The sequence below is a fragment of the Microbispora sp. ATCC PTA-5024 genome (assembly GCF_000511135.2).
GTDB lineage: Bacteria > Actinomycetota > Actinomycetes > Streptosporangiales > Streptosporangiaceae > Microbispora > Microbispora corallina.
The window spans coordinates 844,747-860,396 of record NZ_KI866522.1 but is presented as its reverse complement, the minus strand read 5'-3'; the positions used below and the strand labels follow the sequence as shown (position 1 = coordinate 860,396).

The window sequence follows — 15,650 nt, the reverse complement described above, 5'->3', positions numbered from 1 at the left end:
ACGCGGGACGTCAGTCGAAGAAGCGGGCCAGCCGCCTGTCGTCGGCCGGCGTCCAGGGGCCCTTCACCGGGATCAGGTCGGCGAAGACGGTCGACTCGTCCCGGGTGACCAGCAGGGGGTACCAGCACAGCCCCTCCCGGTCGGGCCGGCACAGATGCTTGAAGGTCTGCACGTCGATCAGCCGGACGTGGGTGGGGTCGGCGACCGCGTTGACGTGGCCCCACCAGGGGGCCAGCACGTGCAGGACGCCGCCGGGACGCAGGATCCGGTGGCACTCCCGCAGCAGCGGCAGGAAGTCGAGCAGGTGCTCCAGGACGTGGACCGCGAAGACCTGGTCCAGCGACTCGCCGGCCAGGGGGACGCCGTCGACCAGGTCGGCCACCACGTCGACCGAGGGCGTCGGGCGCACGTCGACGCCGATGTTGCCGGGGTGCTGCTTGACGTCGCCGCAGCCGATGTCCACCACCCGGGGCTCGGCGCCGCCCACCCGCACCCGGTCCCACACCGCGAGCACCCCGCCCAGCCGTCCGAGCGTCTCGCGCAGCAGCGGGAGGTGGCGCTCGTCCGCCACCTCGCCGTCCACGTGGGCCACGCCTCCGTCGAAGCGGACCCGCACGTCGAGAGGGCGCAGCCGTGAGTCGTGGGCGATCAGGCCGGCCGCGGCGCACTCCAGGTCGCGGTCGAGCAGGTCGCGCCGCCGCCGGTTCACGCCGGCCCCCGGCCGGGTCCGCGGACGAGGCTCATCGGTCCCTCCCGTCTGGCTCGCGCCGCCGCCTGACCCGCTCCTCCGCCGCGACCGGAGGTCGCGACCGTGACAGCGGTCCCGGACGGCCGCCGCGTCCCGCGGGGTCACCTGTCGTCTACCCCCAGGCGGCGGGCCGCACCCGGCCGCGCCGGAAGCCCTCTGCGAGGAGGGATGGACGCCGTGCGCCGGGGCAGGTGACGGTGATGAACGAGAGCGAACGCGAGCCCGCGGGCCAGGAGGACGAGGGCGCCGTGCGGGGCGAGAGCGACGCGGTGACCCGCAGGTCCGGCGCGGACAGCGGAACGGCCGATGGGGGCGGGCTCCTTCCGCGCACCCCCCAGCCCGACGACGGCCTGGTCGGCGGTCCCGGAGACGTGGAGACCCCGGCGCCGGAGACGCCGGAGCCGGCCGGCGGCCCGGCGAAGGGGGCGCCGGCGCTGCCCGGCCTGCTGGGCGGCCCGTCCGACGTGGAGACCCCCGACGACGAGTCCGGCATGCCGGACCCGGAGCCGGGCGTCGGCCCCACCTCATGACACGGCCGCCCGCCAGCGCCCTGGTCAGCCGGCGGGTGGCTTGATCCAGTCGAAGGTGCGCTCGACCGCGCGGCGCCAGTTGTCGTACTCCTCCTCGCGCCGCCCGGCGTCCATGGACGGCAGCCACTGCGCCGCCCGGTGCCAGTTGCTCCGGAGGCCCTCCAGGTCGGGCCAGTAACCCACGGCCAGCCCGGCCGCGTACGCCGCGCCGAGGGAGACGGTCTCCGCGACCATCGGCCGCACCACGGGCACGTCGAGCACGTCGGCGATGAACTGCATGAGCAGGTTGTCGGCCGTCATGCCCCCGTCGACCTTGAGCGTGGTGAGCGCGATGCCGGCGTCGGCGTTCATCGCGTCGACCACCTCGCGGGTCTGCCAGCCGGTGGCCTCCAGCACCGCCCGGGCGAGGTGCCCCTTGGTGATGTAGGAGGTCAGGCCGACGATGATGCCCCGGGCCTCGCTGCGCCAGTGGGGCGCGAACAGCCCGGAGAACGCGGGCACGATGTAGCAGCCGCCGTTGTCCTCGACCGTCCGGGCCAGGGTCTCGATCTCGGGGGCGGTGCTGATGATGCCGAGCCGGTCGCGGAACCACTGGACGAGCGCCCCGGTGATCGCGATCGACCCCTCCAGCGCGTACACCGCGGGCTGGTCGCCGATCTGGTAGCCGACGGTCGTGAGCAGGCCGTGGGTCGAGGTGACCGGCTCGTTGCCGGTGTTGAGCAGGAGGAACGCGCCGGTGCCGTAGGTGCACTTGGCCTCGCCGCGGTGGAAGCAGGTCTGCCCGAACAGCGCCGCCTGCTGGTCGCCGAGGGCGGCGGCGATCCGCACGCCGGGCACCACCCGCCGGGCCACGCCGTACGTCTCGCTGGACGGGCGGATCTCGGGGAGCATGGCCCTGGGCACGCCGAAGAAGTCGAGCAGCGTGTCGTCCCAGGCGAGGGCGCGCAGGTCCATCAGGAGCGTCCGGCTGGCGTTGGTCACGTCGGTGACGTGGACGCCGCCGTCCGGGCCGCCGGTGAGGTTCCAGATGAGCCAGCTCTCCATGGTCCCGAACAGGACCTCGCCGCGCTCGGCCCGCTCCCGCAGGCCGGGGGTGTGGTCGAGCAGCCACCGGATGGTGGGCGCGGAGAAGTAGGTCGCCAGGGGCAGGCCGCAGCGCTCCCGCACCACGTGGGCGTCCGGGCGCCGGGACAGCTCGTCGACCAGCGTGTCGGTGCGGGTGTCCTGCCAGACCACGGCCGGGGTGACGGGCAGGCCGGTGCGGCGGTCCCACAGGACGGTGGTCTCACGCTGGTTGGCGATGCCGACCGCCGCCACCTCGTCCGGGCCGATGCCCGCCTGGGCGAGCGCCTCGGGCCCGATCCGCTCCAGGTTGCGCCAGATCTCGACGGCGTCGTGCTCCACCCACCCCGGCCGGGGGAAGTGCTGCTTGTGCTCACGCTGCGTCACCGACACGAGGCGGCCGTGGTGGTCGAACAGGATGCACCGGGTCGAGGTGGTTCCCTGGTCGATGGACATCACATAGCGTTCAGCCACGGTGGCCTACCTCCATGCGGGCGGACGGGGGGAGGGGGCTACCAGCGGGAGGCGCCGAGGTCGCGGGACACCGCCCGCGCGGCGTCGCGCACATAGCCCACGAGGTCGGGGCGGGGGCGTCCGGGGGCGTCGCAGATGCGTTCGGCGGCGCCGGAGATGCCCATCGCGCCCACCACGAGCCCTCCGTACCCGCGGATGGGGGCGGCCACCCCCGCCTCGCCCATGCCGATCTCGTCGACGTCGGCCGCCCACCCGCAGTCGCGGACGCCGGCGAGGGCACGGCTCATCTCCTTGGTTGTACGGATCGTGCGGCGGGTGAACTGCTCCAGCTCGCCGTCCTGGACGGCGGCGGCCGCGTTGGCGTCGTAGGCGAGCAGGACCTTGCCGAGAGCGGTGGCGTGCATGGGCAGGAGCACGCCGACGTCGAGGGTCTGGAGGCTGTCGTCCGGCCGGAACACGTGGTGGACGACGAGGACCTTCCCCTGCAGGTGGGTGCCGATCCGCACGGCCTCGCCGCTGCGGGCAGCGAGCGCGTCCGCCCAGTTGATCGCCCGTGAGCGCAGCTCGTTGACGTCGAGGTAGCTGGTGCCGAGGTGCAGCAGGGCGGCCCCGAGCTGGTACTTGCCGGTCGCGTCGTCCTGCTCGACGAAGCCGACGAGCTGGAGCGTGCGCAGGATGCCGTGCGCGGTGCCGCGGGCCAGCCCGAGGGAGTTGGCGATCTCGCTGAGCCCGAGCCGCCCGGACCCCTGCGCGAGCAGCCGCAGGATCGCGGCCGCGCGCTCGATGGACTGGACGGAACCCGGCACGACCGGGATCCTAGCGGCGCCGGAAGGTGTTCGACAATGCCGACACTCCACCGACCGGACCCCCGGCCGCCGCGCGAAGATCTTCCGTAAAACGGGGGAATCGTAGCGGAAAGTAGTGGCCTGCGTCACAGGCGCGAGCCTAGTACGACCCGTCTAACGTGGCCAGTGTTCGACAATGCCGACAGGCATTCGTTGACGCCATCCGAAACCGGATTTAGCGTCCGGACAGCCCGGAGAGTTCACAGCGAACGGGTCCCGCCTGTGCGGGGACGGCGAGGACGGGCGAGGCCGGGCGAGGTCGAAGGAGGAGAGATGGCGCAAGGACGCAGAGAGTTGCTCGGCGAGCTGGCGGCCGAGTTCGCGGGGACGGCGGTCCTCATCCTGTTCGGCGTGGGTGTGGTGGCCCAGGTGGTGGCGGGTGGCATCGGGGACCACGACAGCATCGCCTGGGCCTGGGGACTGGGCGTGGTCCTCGGCGTCTACACGGCCGCCCGGCTGAGCGGCGCCCACCTCAACCCGGCGGTCACCGTCGCCCTGGCCGCCTTCAAGGGCTTCTCCTGGCGGAAGGTCCTGCCGTACTCGCTGGCGCAGACGGCGGGCGCGTTCGTCGCGGCCCTGCTGGTCCGCTGGAACTACAGCGAGGTCCTGGCCAAGGTCGACCCCGGGCACACGGTCAAGACGCAGGGCGTGTTCTCCACCCTGCCGGGCAACGGGGCGCTGCCGGTCACGCAGTGGGGCGCCCTGCGCGACCAGATCATCGGCACCGCCATCCTGCTCTTCCTGATCTTCGCCATCTCCGACGAGCGCAACTCCGCCCCGCTGGCCAACCTCGCGCCGTTCATCGTCGGCCTGCTCGTCGTGGCCATCGGCATGGCGTGGGGCACCGACGCCGGGTACGCCATCAACCCGGCCCGCGACTTCGGCCCCCGCCTGGCGTCCTTCATCACGGGGTACGGCACGGCGTTCCGCGACCAGTACGGCGGGCTGTACTTCTGGGTGCCGATCGTCGGCCCGCTGATCGGCGGCCTGATCGGCGCGGGCCTCTACCAGGTCCTGGTCGCCCGCTTCCTGCCGCGCGAGGATGCTCCCGAGCCCGGCCGCACCCCCGAGCCTGCGACGTACGAGCCCGCCGCCGGCCAGGCCGGCTGAGCCCCAGCGGCGGCCGCCACCGGGGCGGACGACGCGCCGGAGCCCGGCACCCACACGAGACGAGAGGCACACGAGAATGGCTGACTACGTCGGAGCGGTCGACCAGGGGACGACCAGCACCCGCTTCATGATCTTCGACCACGGCGGCAACGAGATCGCCCGCCACCAGCTTGAGCACCAGCAGATCCTGCCGCAGGCGGGATGGGTCGAGCACAACCCCACCGAGATCTGGGAGCGCACCCGGGCCGTCATCGAGACCGCGATGCGGACGGCGGGCCTCACCGCGTCCGACCTGGCCGCGCTCGGCATCACCAACCAGCGGGAGACCGCGGTCGTGTGGGACCGCCGCACCGGCCGCCCCTACTACAACGCGATCGTCTGGCAGGACACCCGCACCGACCGCATCGCCTCCGCGCTGGAGCGGGAGGGCAAGGGCGAGGTGATCCGCCGGAAGGCCGGGCTGCCCCCGGCCACGTACTTCTCCGGCGGCAAGATCCAGTGGATCCTGGAGAACGTCGACGGGGTCCGCGAGGCCGCCGAGCGCGGCGACGCGATCTTCGGCAACACCGACACCTGGCTGCTGTGGAACCTCACGGGCGGCACCGACGGCGGCGTCCACGTGACCGACCCGACCAACGCCAGCCGCACCATGCTGATGGACCTGGAGACGCTCGACTGGGACGACGAGCTGCTGTCGTTCTTCGGCATCCCCCGACGGATGCTCCCCGAGATCCGGCCCTCCTCCAACCCCGACCTGTACGGCGCGACCCGCCCCGGGGGCCCGCTCGGCGGCGAGGTGCCCCTCACGGGCGACCTCGGCGACCAGCAGGCCGCGACCGTCGGCCAGGTGTGCTTCGAGCCCGGCACGGCCAAGAACACCTACGGCACCGGCAACTTCCTGCTGCTCAACACGGGCACCGAGCTGGTCCGCTCGCAGAACGGCCTGCTGACCACGGTGTGCTACCAGTTCGGCTCGTCGAAGCCGGTGTACGCGCTGGAGGGCTCGATCGCGGTCACCGGGTCGGCCGTGCAGTGGCTGCGCGACCAGCTCGGCATCATCTCCGGCGCGGCGCAGAGCGAGGCCCTCGCCCGTCAGGTCGAGGACAACGGCGGCGTCTACTTCGTGCCGGCGTTCTCCGGGCTGTTCGCGCCGTACTGGCGGTCGGACGCACGCGGCGCGATCGTCGGGCTGTCCCGCTACAACACCAACGCCCACCTGGCCCGGGCCACGCTCGAGTCGATCTGCTACCAGACGAAGGACGTCGTGGGCGCGATGGAGCAGGACTCCGGCGTCGTCCTCGACGTGCTGCGGGTGGACGGCGGCGTGACGGCCAACGAGCTGTGCATGCAGCTCCAGGCCGACATCCTCGGCGTCCCGGTGTCCCGGCCGGTCGTGGCCGAGACCACCGCCCTCGGCGCCGCGTACGCCGCCGGGCTCGCCGTCGGCTTCTGGAAGTCCACCGACGACCTCAAGCAGAACTGGAACGAGGACCGCCGCTGGGAGCCCCAGTGGACCGACGATCAGCGCGAGCGCGGCTACGCCGGCTGGCGCAAGGCCGTCACCAGGACCCTCGACTGGGTCGACGTCGACTGACCGCGCCTCCGCGCCCCCCGCCGATCACAAAGGGAGATCACACCACATGTCTGTAGCCATGGGCCCGGGCGCCCGGGAGGCGGCGCTGCGGAGGCTGTCGGACGACGAGTTCGACGTGCTCGTCGTCGGCGGCGGCGTGGTCGGCGCGGGGGTCGCGCTCGACGCGGTCTCGCGCGGCCTGTCCGTCGCGCTGGTGGAGGCCCGCGACCTCGCGGCCGGGACCTCCAGCCGGTCGAGCAAGCTCATCCACGGCGGGCTGCGCTACCTGGAGCAGCTCGACTTCAAGCTGGTCCGCGAGGCGCTCAGGGAGCGGGGCCTGCTGGTGACGCGGCTGGCCCCGCACCTGGTCCGCCCGGTGCCGTTCCTGTTCCCGCTCCGTCACCGTGTCTGGGAGCGCGGCTACGTCGGGGCCGGGGTGCTGCTGTACGACACGCTCGGCGGCGCCCGGGCGGTGCCGCGGCACCGTCAGCTCAGCCACCGCAGGGCCCTGCGCGCGGCCCCCGGCCTGCGCAGCGACGCCCTGGTCGGCGCCATCCAGTACTACGACGCCCAGGTGGACGACGCCCGCTTCACGATGACGGTGGCCAGGACGGCCGCGCAGTACGGCGCCTGCGTCACCACCCGGACTCGCGTCACCGGGTTCCTGCGCGAGGGCGGCCGGGTCACCGGCGCGGTCGTGCGCGACCTGGAGAACGACACCGAGATCCGGGTCCGCGCCCGCCAGGTGGTCAACGCCACGGGCGTGTGGACGGACGAGATCCAGCGGCTCGCGGGGGCGTCGCACGGCGTCACCGTGCGGGCGTCCAAGGGCGTGCACCTCGTGGTCCCGCGCGACCGGATCCGGCTCGACACCGGGCTGATCCTGCGGACCGAGAAGAGCGTGCTGTTCGTCATCCCCTGGGGGCCGCACTGGATCGTGGGCACCACCGACACCCCGTGGAACCTGGACAAGGTCGAGCCGGCGCCGACCCGGGCCGACATCGACTACATCCTCGACCACGTCAACGCCGTCCTCCGGACGCCGCTCACCGACGCCGACATCGAGGGGGTGTACGCCGGTCTGCGCCCGCTGCTCGCCGGCTCGGGCTCCGCGCAGACCGTGAAGCTGTCGCGCGAGCACGCGGTCATCCGCCCGGAGCCCGGCCTGGTGATCGTCGCGGGCGGCAAGTACACCACCTACCGGGTCATGGCCAAGGACGCCGTCGACGTGGCCGTGGCCGATCTCGGCGAGGCCGTCCCCGAGTCGGTGACCGAGCGGGTGCCGGTCCTCGGCGCCGCCGGCTTCGAGGCGCTGCGGAACAACCGGCGGCGGCTCGCCGAGCGCTCGGGGCTGCCCGTCGCGCGCGTCGACCACCTGCTCGGCCGGTACGGTTCCTGCGCCGAGGAGCTTCTCGCCCTGGTGGCGGACGATCCGCGGCTGGGCGAGCCGATCCCGGGCGCCGGGGGCTACCTCAAGGCGGAGGCCGTCTACGCGGCGTCGCACGAGGGCGCGCTGCACCTCGAGGACGTCCTGGTCCGGCGCACCCGCGTGTTCATGGAGGAGCGGGACCGCGGCCTCGCCGCCGCCCCCGAGGTGGCGGCGCTGGTCGCGCCCGTCCTCGGCTGGGACGACGACCGGGTCCGCGCCGAGATCGACGCCTACCGGCGCGGCGTGGAGGCGGACCTCGCGGCGCAGCGCGAGCCGGACGACGCCGCCGCCAACGCCGTACGCATCGCGGCGGCCGCCCCGGCGCAGCACGTGGCTTAGCCGGACGGCGGCCTCGCCTACGTCGTGACGTGAGCGGCGATGGTCTCCGCGCACTTCGAGGCCTCGGTGTGCGTGGTGTCCACCTCCAGGTCGTAGATCACGCCTTCGTGGACCACCGCCGCCTGCGTCACGGCCATTCCCGGGATCCGGTCGCCCCGGGCCCTCTCCCGCTCGGCGGCGACCGCGCTGTCACACCTGACGCCGACCCACAGGACCTCCAGCCCGCCGAGAACGCGCCGCCACCGCTGCTGGGTCGCCGCTCCGCCGAGGAAGACGTCGTCGATGACGACCGGCGCCCCGGCCCGGGCCGTCGCGGCGACCCCCTCCATCCACGCCGATTGCAGCGCCATGAACTGCGGCCCGACGTCCACTCCGCCGTCGGGGGCGAACTCGATTCCCGCGGCCGACGCCTGCATGGATTCGGGCATCGCCTCAAGGAGCGAGTCGACCCCGAAGGCGAGCCACGGCTGCGGCAGGACGGCCTGCAGGTGCCGGACGATCTCGGACTTGCCCGCGCTGGATCCGCCGTTGAGCACGATCACCTGAGTCGTCACGGCGTCCACGGTAGAGGCCCGGTCTGCACGGCCGGAAACCGTTTTTCCGCCGGGGCCGCCCCTGCGGCTCCGGCGATCAGCCTGCCGGAGGGGCGCCCGCCGTCCGCATCAGCACCTCGAGGAGGCGTCCGGGCGTGTCCACCACGGCGATGAGGCCGGGATCGGCGAACTCGGCCGTCTCGCCGAACCCCCACGTCACCGCGACGCTCCGGACGCCGCACGCGGCCGCGCCGGCGACGTCCTCCCTGCGGTCGCCGATCATGACGGCGTCCTCGGGCGGGGCGCCGAGGACGCCGAGCGCGTGCCGGATCACGTCCGCCTTGTGCCGCCGGGACCCGTCGAGCGTCGCCCCGGCCACGTACGTGAAGAAGCCGTCGAGCCCGAAGTGCACGAGGATCTTCTCCGCGAAGACGGCCGGTTTCGACGTCGCCACCGCCAGCGTCCGGCCGCCGGCGAGGAGAGCCTCCAGCACGGCGGGGATTCCCGCGATGACCTCGTTCTCGTACATTCCGCCGGCGGTGTAGCGCTCCCGGTAGGCGTGCATCGCGTCATCGAGACGCTCCGGCGGGACGCCGAGCCGGAGGAAGCCGTCCTGGAGGGGCGGGCCGATCAGGGAGCGGAGCCGCCCGTGCTCCACCTCCGGCATCCCGACCGCGGAAAGGGCGTGCCGCATCGAGGCGACGATGCCGGTCTCGGGGTCGGTCAGGGTGCCGTCGAGGTCGAAGAGGCAGTGTCGGGTCACGTACGGCTGTCCAATCCACGTGGGCGTTCAGGTGAGCACGGCGTCGAGCAGCAGGGCCCCGGCGCCGAGCAGGGCCGCGTCGGGCCCGGAGCGGCTGGCGGCGATCTCCAGATCACGGGTCGCGAGCGGCAGGCAGCGCTCGTAGACGGCGGCCCGGATCGCCGAGATCAGCGGCTCGGCCGAGGACAGGCCGCCGCCGACCACGATGGCGTCCGGGTTCAGGAAGTTCACCAGCACGGTGAGGACCTCGCCGATGAGCCGGCCCGCGTTCCTGACCAGCGCCGTGGCCTCGGGCACACCGTCCTCCACCAGCGCGACGATGTCCCCGGGCCGCTCGACCGCGATGCCCTGCTCGCCCAGGACGGCCATCAGGGCGGCGCCGCTGGCGTACGCCTCCAGGCAGTCGAGGTGGCCGCAGGAGCAGGTCACGGACGAGTCACTGCGGACCCGGACGTGGCTGATGTCGCCCGCCGCGCCCCGGCCGCGGTGCAGGGCGCCGTTCACGATCACCCCGCAGCCGATGCCGCTGCCGGCCTTGAGCACCATCAGCGTCTCGCGGCCCGGCCAGGAGCGCGCCTCGCCGGCCGCCATCAGGTTGGCGTCGTTCTCGACGAGGACCGGCAGGTCGAAGTGCGAGCCGAGCCGCTCGGCGACCGGGAAGTTGTTCCACCCCGGCATCCGGGAGGGCGCGACGACGCGGCCGGTCGCGGGGTCGACGGGCCCGGGGATGCCGGTGCCCACGCCGCGCAGGGGGACGCCGGGCGGCCCGTGCCGCAGCAGCAGGTCCTCGAACGACTCCGCGATCCAGTCCATCGTGGCCTCGGGCCCGAGCGCGATGTCGCAGGGCCGCTCCTCGACGACGAGCGGGGTGCCGCTCAGGTCGAGCAGGCCGAGCCGGGCGTGGTGCGCCCCCAGGTCGGCGACCGCGAGCACGCCCGCGCTGGGGCTGAGCCGCAGCCGGCGGGGCCGCCGCCCGCCGCGCGAGGTGCCGGCCCCCTCCTCCACGAGGAGCCCGGTGCCGATGAGCTCCTCGACCCGGAGGGAGACGCTCGACGCGGCCAGGCCCGAGATACGGGCGAGCTCGGCCCGCGACTCGGCCTGGCCGGCGGCGACCAGGCGCAGGAGGTCGCCCTGGGCCCCCCGCACCGGCAACCTCTCTTTGCCTGACATGAGGAGAGGAATACCACGAGTTGACTTTCTGCGCTAGTGCGTTGACTTGGGCCAGAATCATCTATTACGGTCCGCCTTATCTTCGATTTCGAAGGAAGATGGCGATGATTCGGGTACGAGGACTGAACAAATGGTTCGGTGATCACCACGTGCTGCACGACGTCGATCTCGACGTGGCGCGGGGCGAGGTGGTGGTGGTGATCGGGCCGTCCGGCTCGGGCAAGTCCACGCTGTGCCGCTGCCTCAACCGGCTGGAGACGGCGGACGACGGCGAGATCCTCGTCGACGGCGTGCCGGTTCCGGCGGAGGGGCGCGCGCTCGCCCGCCTGCGGGCCGACGTGGGCATGGTGTTCCAGTCCTTCAACCTGTTCCAGCACAAGACCGTGCTGGAGAACGTCGTGCTCGCGCCGATGAAGGTGCGCGGCGTCAGCCGCGCCGAGGCGGAGCGGGACGCCCGCGAGCTGCTGGCCCGCGTGGGCATCGCGGAGCAGGCCGGCAAGCTGCCGGCCCGCCTGTCGGGGGGCCAGCAGCAGCGCGCCGCCATCGCCCGGGCGCTGGCCATGCGGCCCAAGGTGATGCTGTTCGACGAGCCGACCTCGGCGCTCGACCCCGAGATGGTCGGCGAGGTCCTCGACGTGATGGTCCGGCTCGCCGCGGACGGCATGACCATGGTGGTCGTCACCCACGAGATGGGGTTCGCCCGCCGGGCGGCCGACCGGGTGGTGTTCATGGACGGCGGCCGGATCGTCGAGACCGGGGAGCCGAACGCCTTCTTCGACGCTCCCACGACCGATCGGGCCAGGGACTTCCTGGCCAAGGTACTCACGCACTGATCGCAAAGGATGGTGGGCACGATGGTGTCCATGAAGCGGGTGGCCGCCGTCGCCGCCGTGTCGATGGCGGGCCTGGTGGGCCTTTCGGCCTGTGGCGGGACGGACTCGGCGGACTCCGCCGTGCCGGGCGCGACCAAGGGCGGCGGCGACCTCCTCGCCGCGGCGCCGGTCGCCGCGGCCGCCGACATCCTCCCCGGCTCGACGATGGAGAAGATCAAGCAGCGCGGCGAGCTCATCGTCGGCGGCTCGCTCGACGCGCCGCTGCTGTCCCAGCAGAACCCGTCGACCGGCGAGGTGGAGGGCTTCGACGCCGACCTCGGCAAGGCCCTGGCGAAGTACATCATCGGGCAGCCGAAGGTGAAGATCGTCAACTCGGCGTCCGAGACCCGGGAGGCCCTGCTGAGCAACGGCACGGTCGACGTCGTCTTCCAGACCTACACGATCACCCCCGAGCGGGCGCAGCAGGTGGCCTTCGCCGGGCCGTACTACTCCTCGGGCCTGAGCATCGCGGTCAAGAAGGGCACGACGGGGATCACCTCGCCGGCGGACCTCAACGGCAAGACCGTGATCGCCGGGGCCAACACCCCCGCGATCCCGGCCATCCAGAAGCTCGCGCCGCAGGCGAAGATCGTCACCTTCGGCGGCGACCCCGAGTGCGTCCAGGCGCTCAAGCAGGACCGCGGCGTCGCGTACGTCCAGGACGAGACGCTGCTCGTCGCCGACGCGAAGAAGGACCCGTCGCTCCAGGTGGTGGGCAGCCCGTTCACCACCGACCCGTACGGCATCGGGCTGAAGCACGGGGACGACCAGTTCAAGAAGTTCGTCAACGACTGGCTCACCAAGATCCAGGGCCAGGGCCTGTGGCAGCGGATCTGGAAGAACTCCCTCGGCACGGTCGTCCAGGGCGCGGCCCCGACGCCGCCGGCGATCGGGTCGGTCCCGGGCTCCTGATGTCCGCGATCCTGGATCACCTGCCCGAGTTCTGGCAGGGGCTCGTCGTGACGCTCGAGCTGACCGCGGCGTCGTTCGCCGGCGCCGCGGTCGTCGGAGTCGTGGTCACCGCGATGCGGGTCGGCCCGGTGCCCGTCCTGCGCGCGGCCGGCACGGCGTACGTCGAGGCCTTCCAGAACCTGCCGCTGCTCGTGCTGCTCGTGCTCGCCGTCTTCGGCCTGCCGGAGATCGGGATCAAGGCCGGCCTGCTCGTCACGTCCATGGTGGTCATCGCCCTGTACGAGGGCGCCTACATCGCCGAGGCGCTGCGCTCGGGCGTCAACGCGATCTCGGCAGGCCAGGGCGAGGCGGCTCGGGCGCTCGGGCTGACATTCGGGCAGTCGCTGCGCCACGTCGTGCTGCCGCAGGCACTGCGGACCGTCGTCCAGCCCCTCGGGAACATCTTCATCGCGCTCACCATGAACACCTCGCTCGTCGCCGCCGTGGGCGTCGTGGACCTCACGGCCGCGGCCAACCGGGTCAACCTGCTGGAGGCCCAGCCGATCCCGATCTTCGTGGGCGCCGGCCTCGCCTACGCGGCCGTCGCGGCCGTCGCGGGGTTCGTCACCGGACGGCTCGAACGGCGGCTGGCGGTGGCCCGGTGACCGCCGCGCCGGGGCGCCGCCGGGCGAGCGCCCCGTCGAGCACGCTCCTGTTCGACGAGCCGGGGCCGCGCGGCCGCCGCAGGATCCGGGTGGCGACCGTCGCGGGGGCACTGGTCGCGCTCGCCCTGGTGGCGCTGGCCGTCCGTCAGTTCGCCGCGAACGGCCAGCTCGCCGCCGACCGCTGGCAGCCGTACGCGACCTGGCCCATGTGGCGCTACCTGCTCGGCGGGCTCTGGTCGACGGCGCTCGCCGCCGTGGTGTCGGCCGCGCTCGCCATGGCGGCCGGGCTCGCGCTCGCGCTCGGACGGCTGTCGCACCGCCGCTGGGCGCGCCTGCCCGCCGGCGCGTACGTCGAGGTGGTGCGGACGATCCCCGCGCTGCTGCTGGTCTACCTCGTGCTGTTCGCGCTGCCGCGGTACGGCGTCGACCTGCCGCTGTTCTGGAAGCTCGTGGTGCCGCTGGCGGTGTCCAACGCGGCGGCGTTCGCCGAGATCTTCCGGGCCGGCGTGCTGTCGGTCGAGCGGGGCCAGGGGGAGGCGGCCCTCGCGCTCGGCCTGTCCCACGGGCAGTCGATGCGCCTGGTCGTGCTCCCGCAGGCCCTGCGCCGCGTGCTGCCGTCGATCGTCAGCCAGTCGGTCGGGCTGCTCAAGGACACCTCGCTCGGCTTCGTCGTCAGCTACGCGGAGCTGCTGTACAGCGGCAAGGTGCTGGCCAACTACAACGGCCTGCTCATCCAGACCTACATCGTCGTCGCGCTGATCTACCTGGTGGTCAACGCGTCGCTGTCGAAGCTCGCCCGCGCGCTGGAGGCGCGCCAGCCCCGCAGGAGGACCGCCGGTGCCGGCTGATCTCGTCCCGCTCGCCGAAGTCGTCCGGTCCGGCTTCGTGGAGAGCGTCCACTACGGCAGCGCGGTCGCGCTCGCGCCGGACGGCCGCACGGCCGTGGCCCGCGGCGCGGTCGCCGCGCCGGTGCTGCCCCGCTCGTCGGCCAAGCCGTTCCAGGCGCTCGCCTGCCTGCTCGACGGCGCCCCTCTGGAGGGCCGCAGCCTGGCCATCGCGGCCGGGAGCCACACGGGGCAGGACGTCCACGTCCGGCTGGTGGCCGAGATGCTCGCCGGCGCGGGCCTCACCGCCGAGGCGCTCGGCTGCCCGCCCGACTGGCCGGAGGACGAGCCGGCCAGGCACGCCCTGATCCGCGCCGGCCTCGGGCCCTCGCGCGACCGGATGAACTGCTCGGGCAAGCACGCCGCCATGCTGGCCGCGGCGGTCGCGTCCGGCCTGCCCACGGAGTCGTACCTCGACCCCGGCCACCCCGTGCAGCGGCGGGTCCGGTCGGTCGTCGAGGACCTCTCGGGGGAGAAGGCCGCCCACGTCGCCGTCGACGGCTGCGGCGCGCCGCTGTTCGGGCTGTCCCTGGCCGGGCTGGCCCGGGCCGTCCAGGCCCTCGTGCTGGCGGCCCCCGGGACGGCGCCGCGGGCCGTGGCCGACGCGATGCGGGCGCACCCCGAGTACGTCGGCGGCACCGGCCACGTGAACACCGGGCTCATGCGGGCGCTGCCGGGAGCCGTGGCGAAGGGCGGCGCCGAGGGGGTGCTCGTGGTCGCGCTGGCCTCGGGGCACGCGGCCGCGGTGAAGGTGATCGACGGCAGCCCGCGGGCGACGACGGCCGTCGCGCTCGCCGCGCTCCGCGCGGCCGGGGGCGACGTGACGGGGGCCGCGGAGTTCACGACGGTACCGGTGCTGGGCGGGGGCGTCCCGGTCGGCGAGATCCACGCTTTGGGGGAATGAGATGAGTCTGACCTACGAGATCTGCATCGACAGCACGGCCGGCGCCGTGGCGGCCGAGCAGGCCGGGGCGCAGCGGGTGGAGCTGTGCGCCGCGCTGTTCGAGGGCGGCCTCACGCCGACCCTCGGCACGGTCGAGGCCACGCTGGCGGCCGTCTCCTCGATCCGGGTGCACGTCATCATCCGGCCGCGCGGCGGCGACTTCGTCTTCGACCGGTACGAGATCGAGGCCATGGAGCGGGACGTCGAGGCCGTGCGCGAGGCGGGCGCCCACGGAGTCGTCATCGGGGCGCTCACCCCCCAGGGGGAGGTGGACGAGGAGGTGGCCAAGCGGCTCATCGGCGCGGCCGAGGGCCTGTCGGTCACCTTCCACCGGGCCTTCGACATGGCCGCCGACCCCTTCGCCGCGCTGGAGACGCTGGTCGCGCTCGGCGTCGACCGGGTGCTCACCTCGGGCCAGGACAGCACGGCGCTGGAGGGGGCGCCGCTGATCGCCTCGCTGGTCGAGCGGGCCGGCGACCGTCTCGTCGTCATGCCCGGCGGCGGCATCACCCCCAGGAACGCCGGCAGGGTCGTCGAGGCGACCGGGGCCAGGGAGATCCACTTCGCCGCCCTCGTCGACGAGCCCAGCCCGGTCGTCCACCGCAACCCGTACCCGTACATGGGGGGCGAGCTTCGGCAGTCGGAGTTCGTGCGCCGCGTCACCTCGGGCGCGCTGGTGTCGGAGGTCATCGCCGCCGCCGGGGCCTGACATTGCCGATTCATGACCCGGCCGCCCGATGGGCGGGCGGAGACTGGGCAGGTGGGGGGAGCGCCCGCCGCCCGGCGGGCGCCGCGGGCCGCGCGCCGGCCCGGCCCCCC

General features: G+C 73.6%; 16 protein-coding genes. 10 read left to right on the top strand and 6 right to left on the bottom strand.

From position 1 onward, the window contains the following. Positions 1 to 10 precede the first annotated feature (10 nt). Positions 11 to 709, bottom strand: coding sequence for a methyltransferase domain-containing protein (locus MPTA5024_RS03950; RefSeq protein WP_036319945.1), 699 nt, complete (start codon positions 707 to 709; stop codon positions 11 to 13). A 239-nt stretch (positions 710 to 948) separates the two neighbouring features. On the opposite strand from MPTA5024_RS03950, the gene MPTA5024_RS03945 reads away from it, so the two are divergent. Continuing rightward, positions 949 to 1,278 (top strand): hypothetical protein, encoded by a 330-nt coding sequence (locus MPTA5024_RS03945; RefSeq protein ID WP_157099282.1) that lies wholly within the window; start codon positions 949 to 951, stop codon positions 1,276 to 1,278. Between the two features lie 24 nt (positions 1,279 to 1,302). On the opposite strand, the gene glpK (MPTA5024_RS03940) is transcribed toward MPTA5024_RS03945, so the two are convergent. Then, entirely contained in the window at positions 1,303 to 2,814 is a 1,512-nt protein-coding gene (glpK, locus tag MPTA5024_RS03940; protein WP_036319941.1) for a glycerol kinase GlpK, read from the bottom strand. 38 nt (positions 2,815 to 2,852) lie between these two features. Next, positions 2,853 to 3,620 (bottom strand): IclR family transcriptional regulator, encoded by a 768-nt coding sequence (locus MPTA5024_RS03935; protein ID WP_036319939.1) that lies wholly within the window; start codon positions 3,618 to 3,620, stop codon positions 2,853 to 2,855. A 312-nt stretch (positions 3,621 to 3,932) separates the two neighbouring features. Between MPTA5024_RS03935 and MPTA5024_RS03930 the strand changes: the two genes are divergently transcribed. The 3 genes from MPTA5024_RS03930 (at position 3,933) to MPTA5024_RS03920 (ending at position 8,110) form a co-directional block, all read left to right on the top strand. Then, entirely contained in the window at positions 3,933 to 4,769 is an 837-nt protein-coding gene (locus MPTA5024_RS03930; RefSeq protein WP_036319936.1) for an MIP/aquaporin family protein, read from the top strand. A gap of 76 nt (positions 4,770 to 4,845) precedes the next feature. Next, on the top strand, positions 4,846 to 6,363 hold the full coding sequence (gene glpK / locus MPTA5024_RS03925) for a glycerol kinase GlpK (RefSeq protein ID WP_036319933.1): 1,518 nt from the start codon (positions 4,846 to 4,848) through the stop codon (positions 6,361 to 6,363). A 46-nt stretch (positions 6,364 to 6,409) separates the two neighbouring features. Then, on the top strand, positions 6,410 to 8,110 hold the full coding sequence (locus MPTA5024_RS03920; protein ID WP_051457674.1) for a glycerol-3-phosphate dehydrogenase/oxidase: 1,701 nt from the start codon (positions 6,410 to 6,412) through the stop codon (positions 8,108 to 8,110). 17 nt (positions 8,111 to 8,127) lie between these two features. Here the strand turns inward: MPTA5024_RS03920 and cpt are convergent, their stop codons facing one another. The 3 genes from cpt to MPTA5024_RS03905 all read right to left on the bottom strand — a co-directional run bounded on the left by cpt (position 8,128) and on the right by MPTA5024_RS03905 (position 10,576). Continuing rightward, a complete protein-coding gene (gene cpt / locus MPTA5024_RS03915) occupies positions 8,128 to 8,664 on the bottom strand; it encodes a chloramphenicol phosphotransferase CPT (protein ID WP_084369403.1) in 537 nt (178 codons plus the stop codon). A 76-nt stretch (positions 8,665 to 8,740) separates the two neighbouring features. Next, on the bottom strand, positions 8,741 to 9,406 hold the full coding sequence (locus MPTA5024_RS03910; protein ID WP_051457673.1) for an HAD hydrolase-like protein: 666 nt from the start codon (positions 9,404 to 9,406) through the stop codon (positions 8,741 to 8,743). Positions 9,407 to 9,433: 27 nt separating this feature from the next. Continuing rightward, positions 9,434 to 10,576 carry an ROK family protein gene (locus MPTA5024_RS03905; protein ID WP_051457672.1) on the bottom strand — a complete coding sequence of 381 codons (1,143 nt, stop codon included), beginning with the start codon at positions 10,574 to 10,576 and terminating at the stop codon, positions 9,434 to 9,436. A 104-nt stretch (positions 10,577 to 10,680) separates the two neighbouring features. Between MPTA5024_RS03905 and MPTA5024_RS03900 the strand changes: the two genes are divergently transcribed. Genes MPTA5024_RS03900 through MPTA5024_RS03875 form a run of 6 tightly spaced genes read left to right on the top strand, consistent with a single transcriptional unit; the run spans position 10,681 to position 15,540 of the window. Then, complete coding sequence (locus MPTA5024_RS03900) at positions 10,681 to 11,409, top strand: amino acid ABC transporter ATP-binding protein (protein WP_036323071.1); 729 nt, start codon at positions 10,681 to 10,683, stop codon at positions 11,407 to 11,409. 21 nt (positions 11,410 to 11,430) lie between these two features. Beyond that, positions 11,431 to 12,360 (top strand): glutamate ABC transporter substrate-binding protein, encoded by a 930-nt coding sequence (locus MPTA5024_RS03895; protein ID WP_036323068.1) that lies wholly within the window; start codon positions 11,431 to 11,433, stop codon positions 12,358 to 12,360. Next, positions 12,360 to 13,004, top strand: coding sequence for an amino acid ABC transporter permease (locus MPTA5024_RS03890; protein ID WP_036319918.1), 645 nt, complete (start codon positions 12,360 to 12,362; stop codon positions 13,002 to 13,004). The genes MPTA5024_RS03895 and MPTA5024_RS03890 overlap by 1 nt, the downstream gene beginning before the upstream one ends. Then, positions 13,001 to 13,852, top strand: coding sequence for an amino acid ABC transporter permease (locus tag MPTA5024_RS03885; RefSeq protein ID WP_051457671.1), 852 nt, complete (start codon positions 13,001 to 13,003; stop codon positions 13,850 to 13,852). The genes MPTA5024_RS03890 and MPTA5024_RS03885 overlap by 4 nt, the downstream gene beginning before the upstream one ends. Continuing rightward, positions 13,842 to 14,792 carry an asparaginase gene (locus MPTA5024_RS03880; RefSeq protein WP_036319917.1) on the top strand — a complete coding sequence of 317 codons (951 nt, stop codon included), beginning with the start codon at positions 13,842 to 13,844 and terminating at the stop codon, positions 14,790 to 14,792. Before MPTA5024_RS03885 ends, MPTA5024_RS03880 begins: the two co-directional genes overlap by 11 nt. Position 14,793: 1 nt before the next feature. After that, positions 14,794 to 15,540: a copper homeostasis protein CutC gene (locus MPTA5024_RS03875; RefSeq protein ID WP_036319915.1), complete on the top strand. Its 747-nt coding sequence runs from the start codon at positions 14,794 to 14,796 to the stop codon at positions 15,538 to 15,540. Positions 15,541 to 15,650 lie beyond the last annotated feature (110 nt).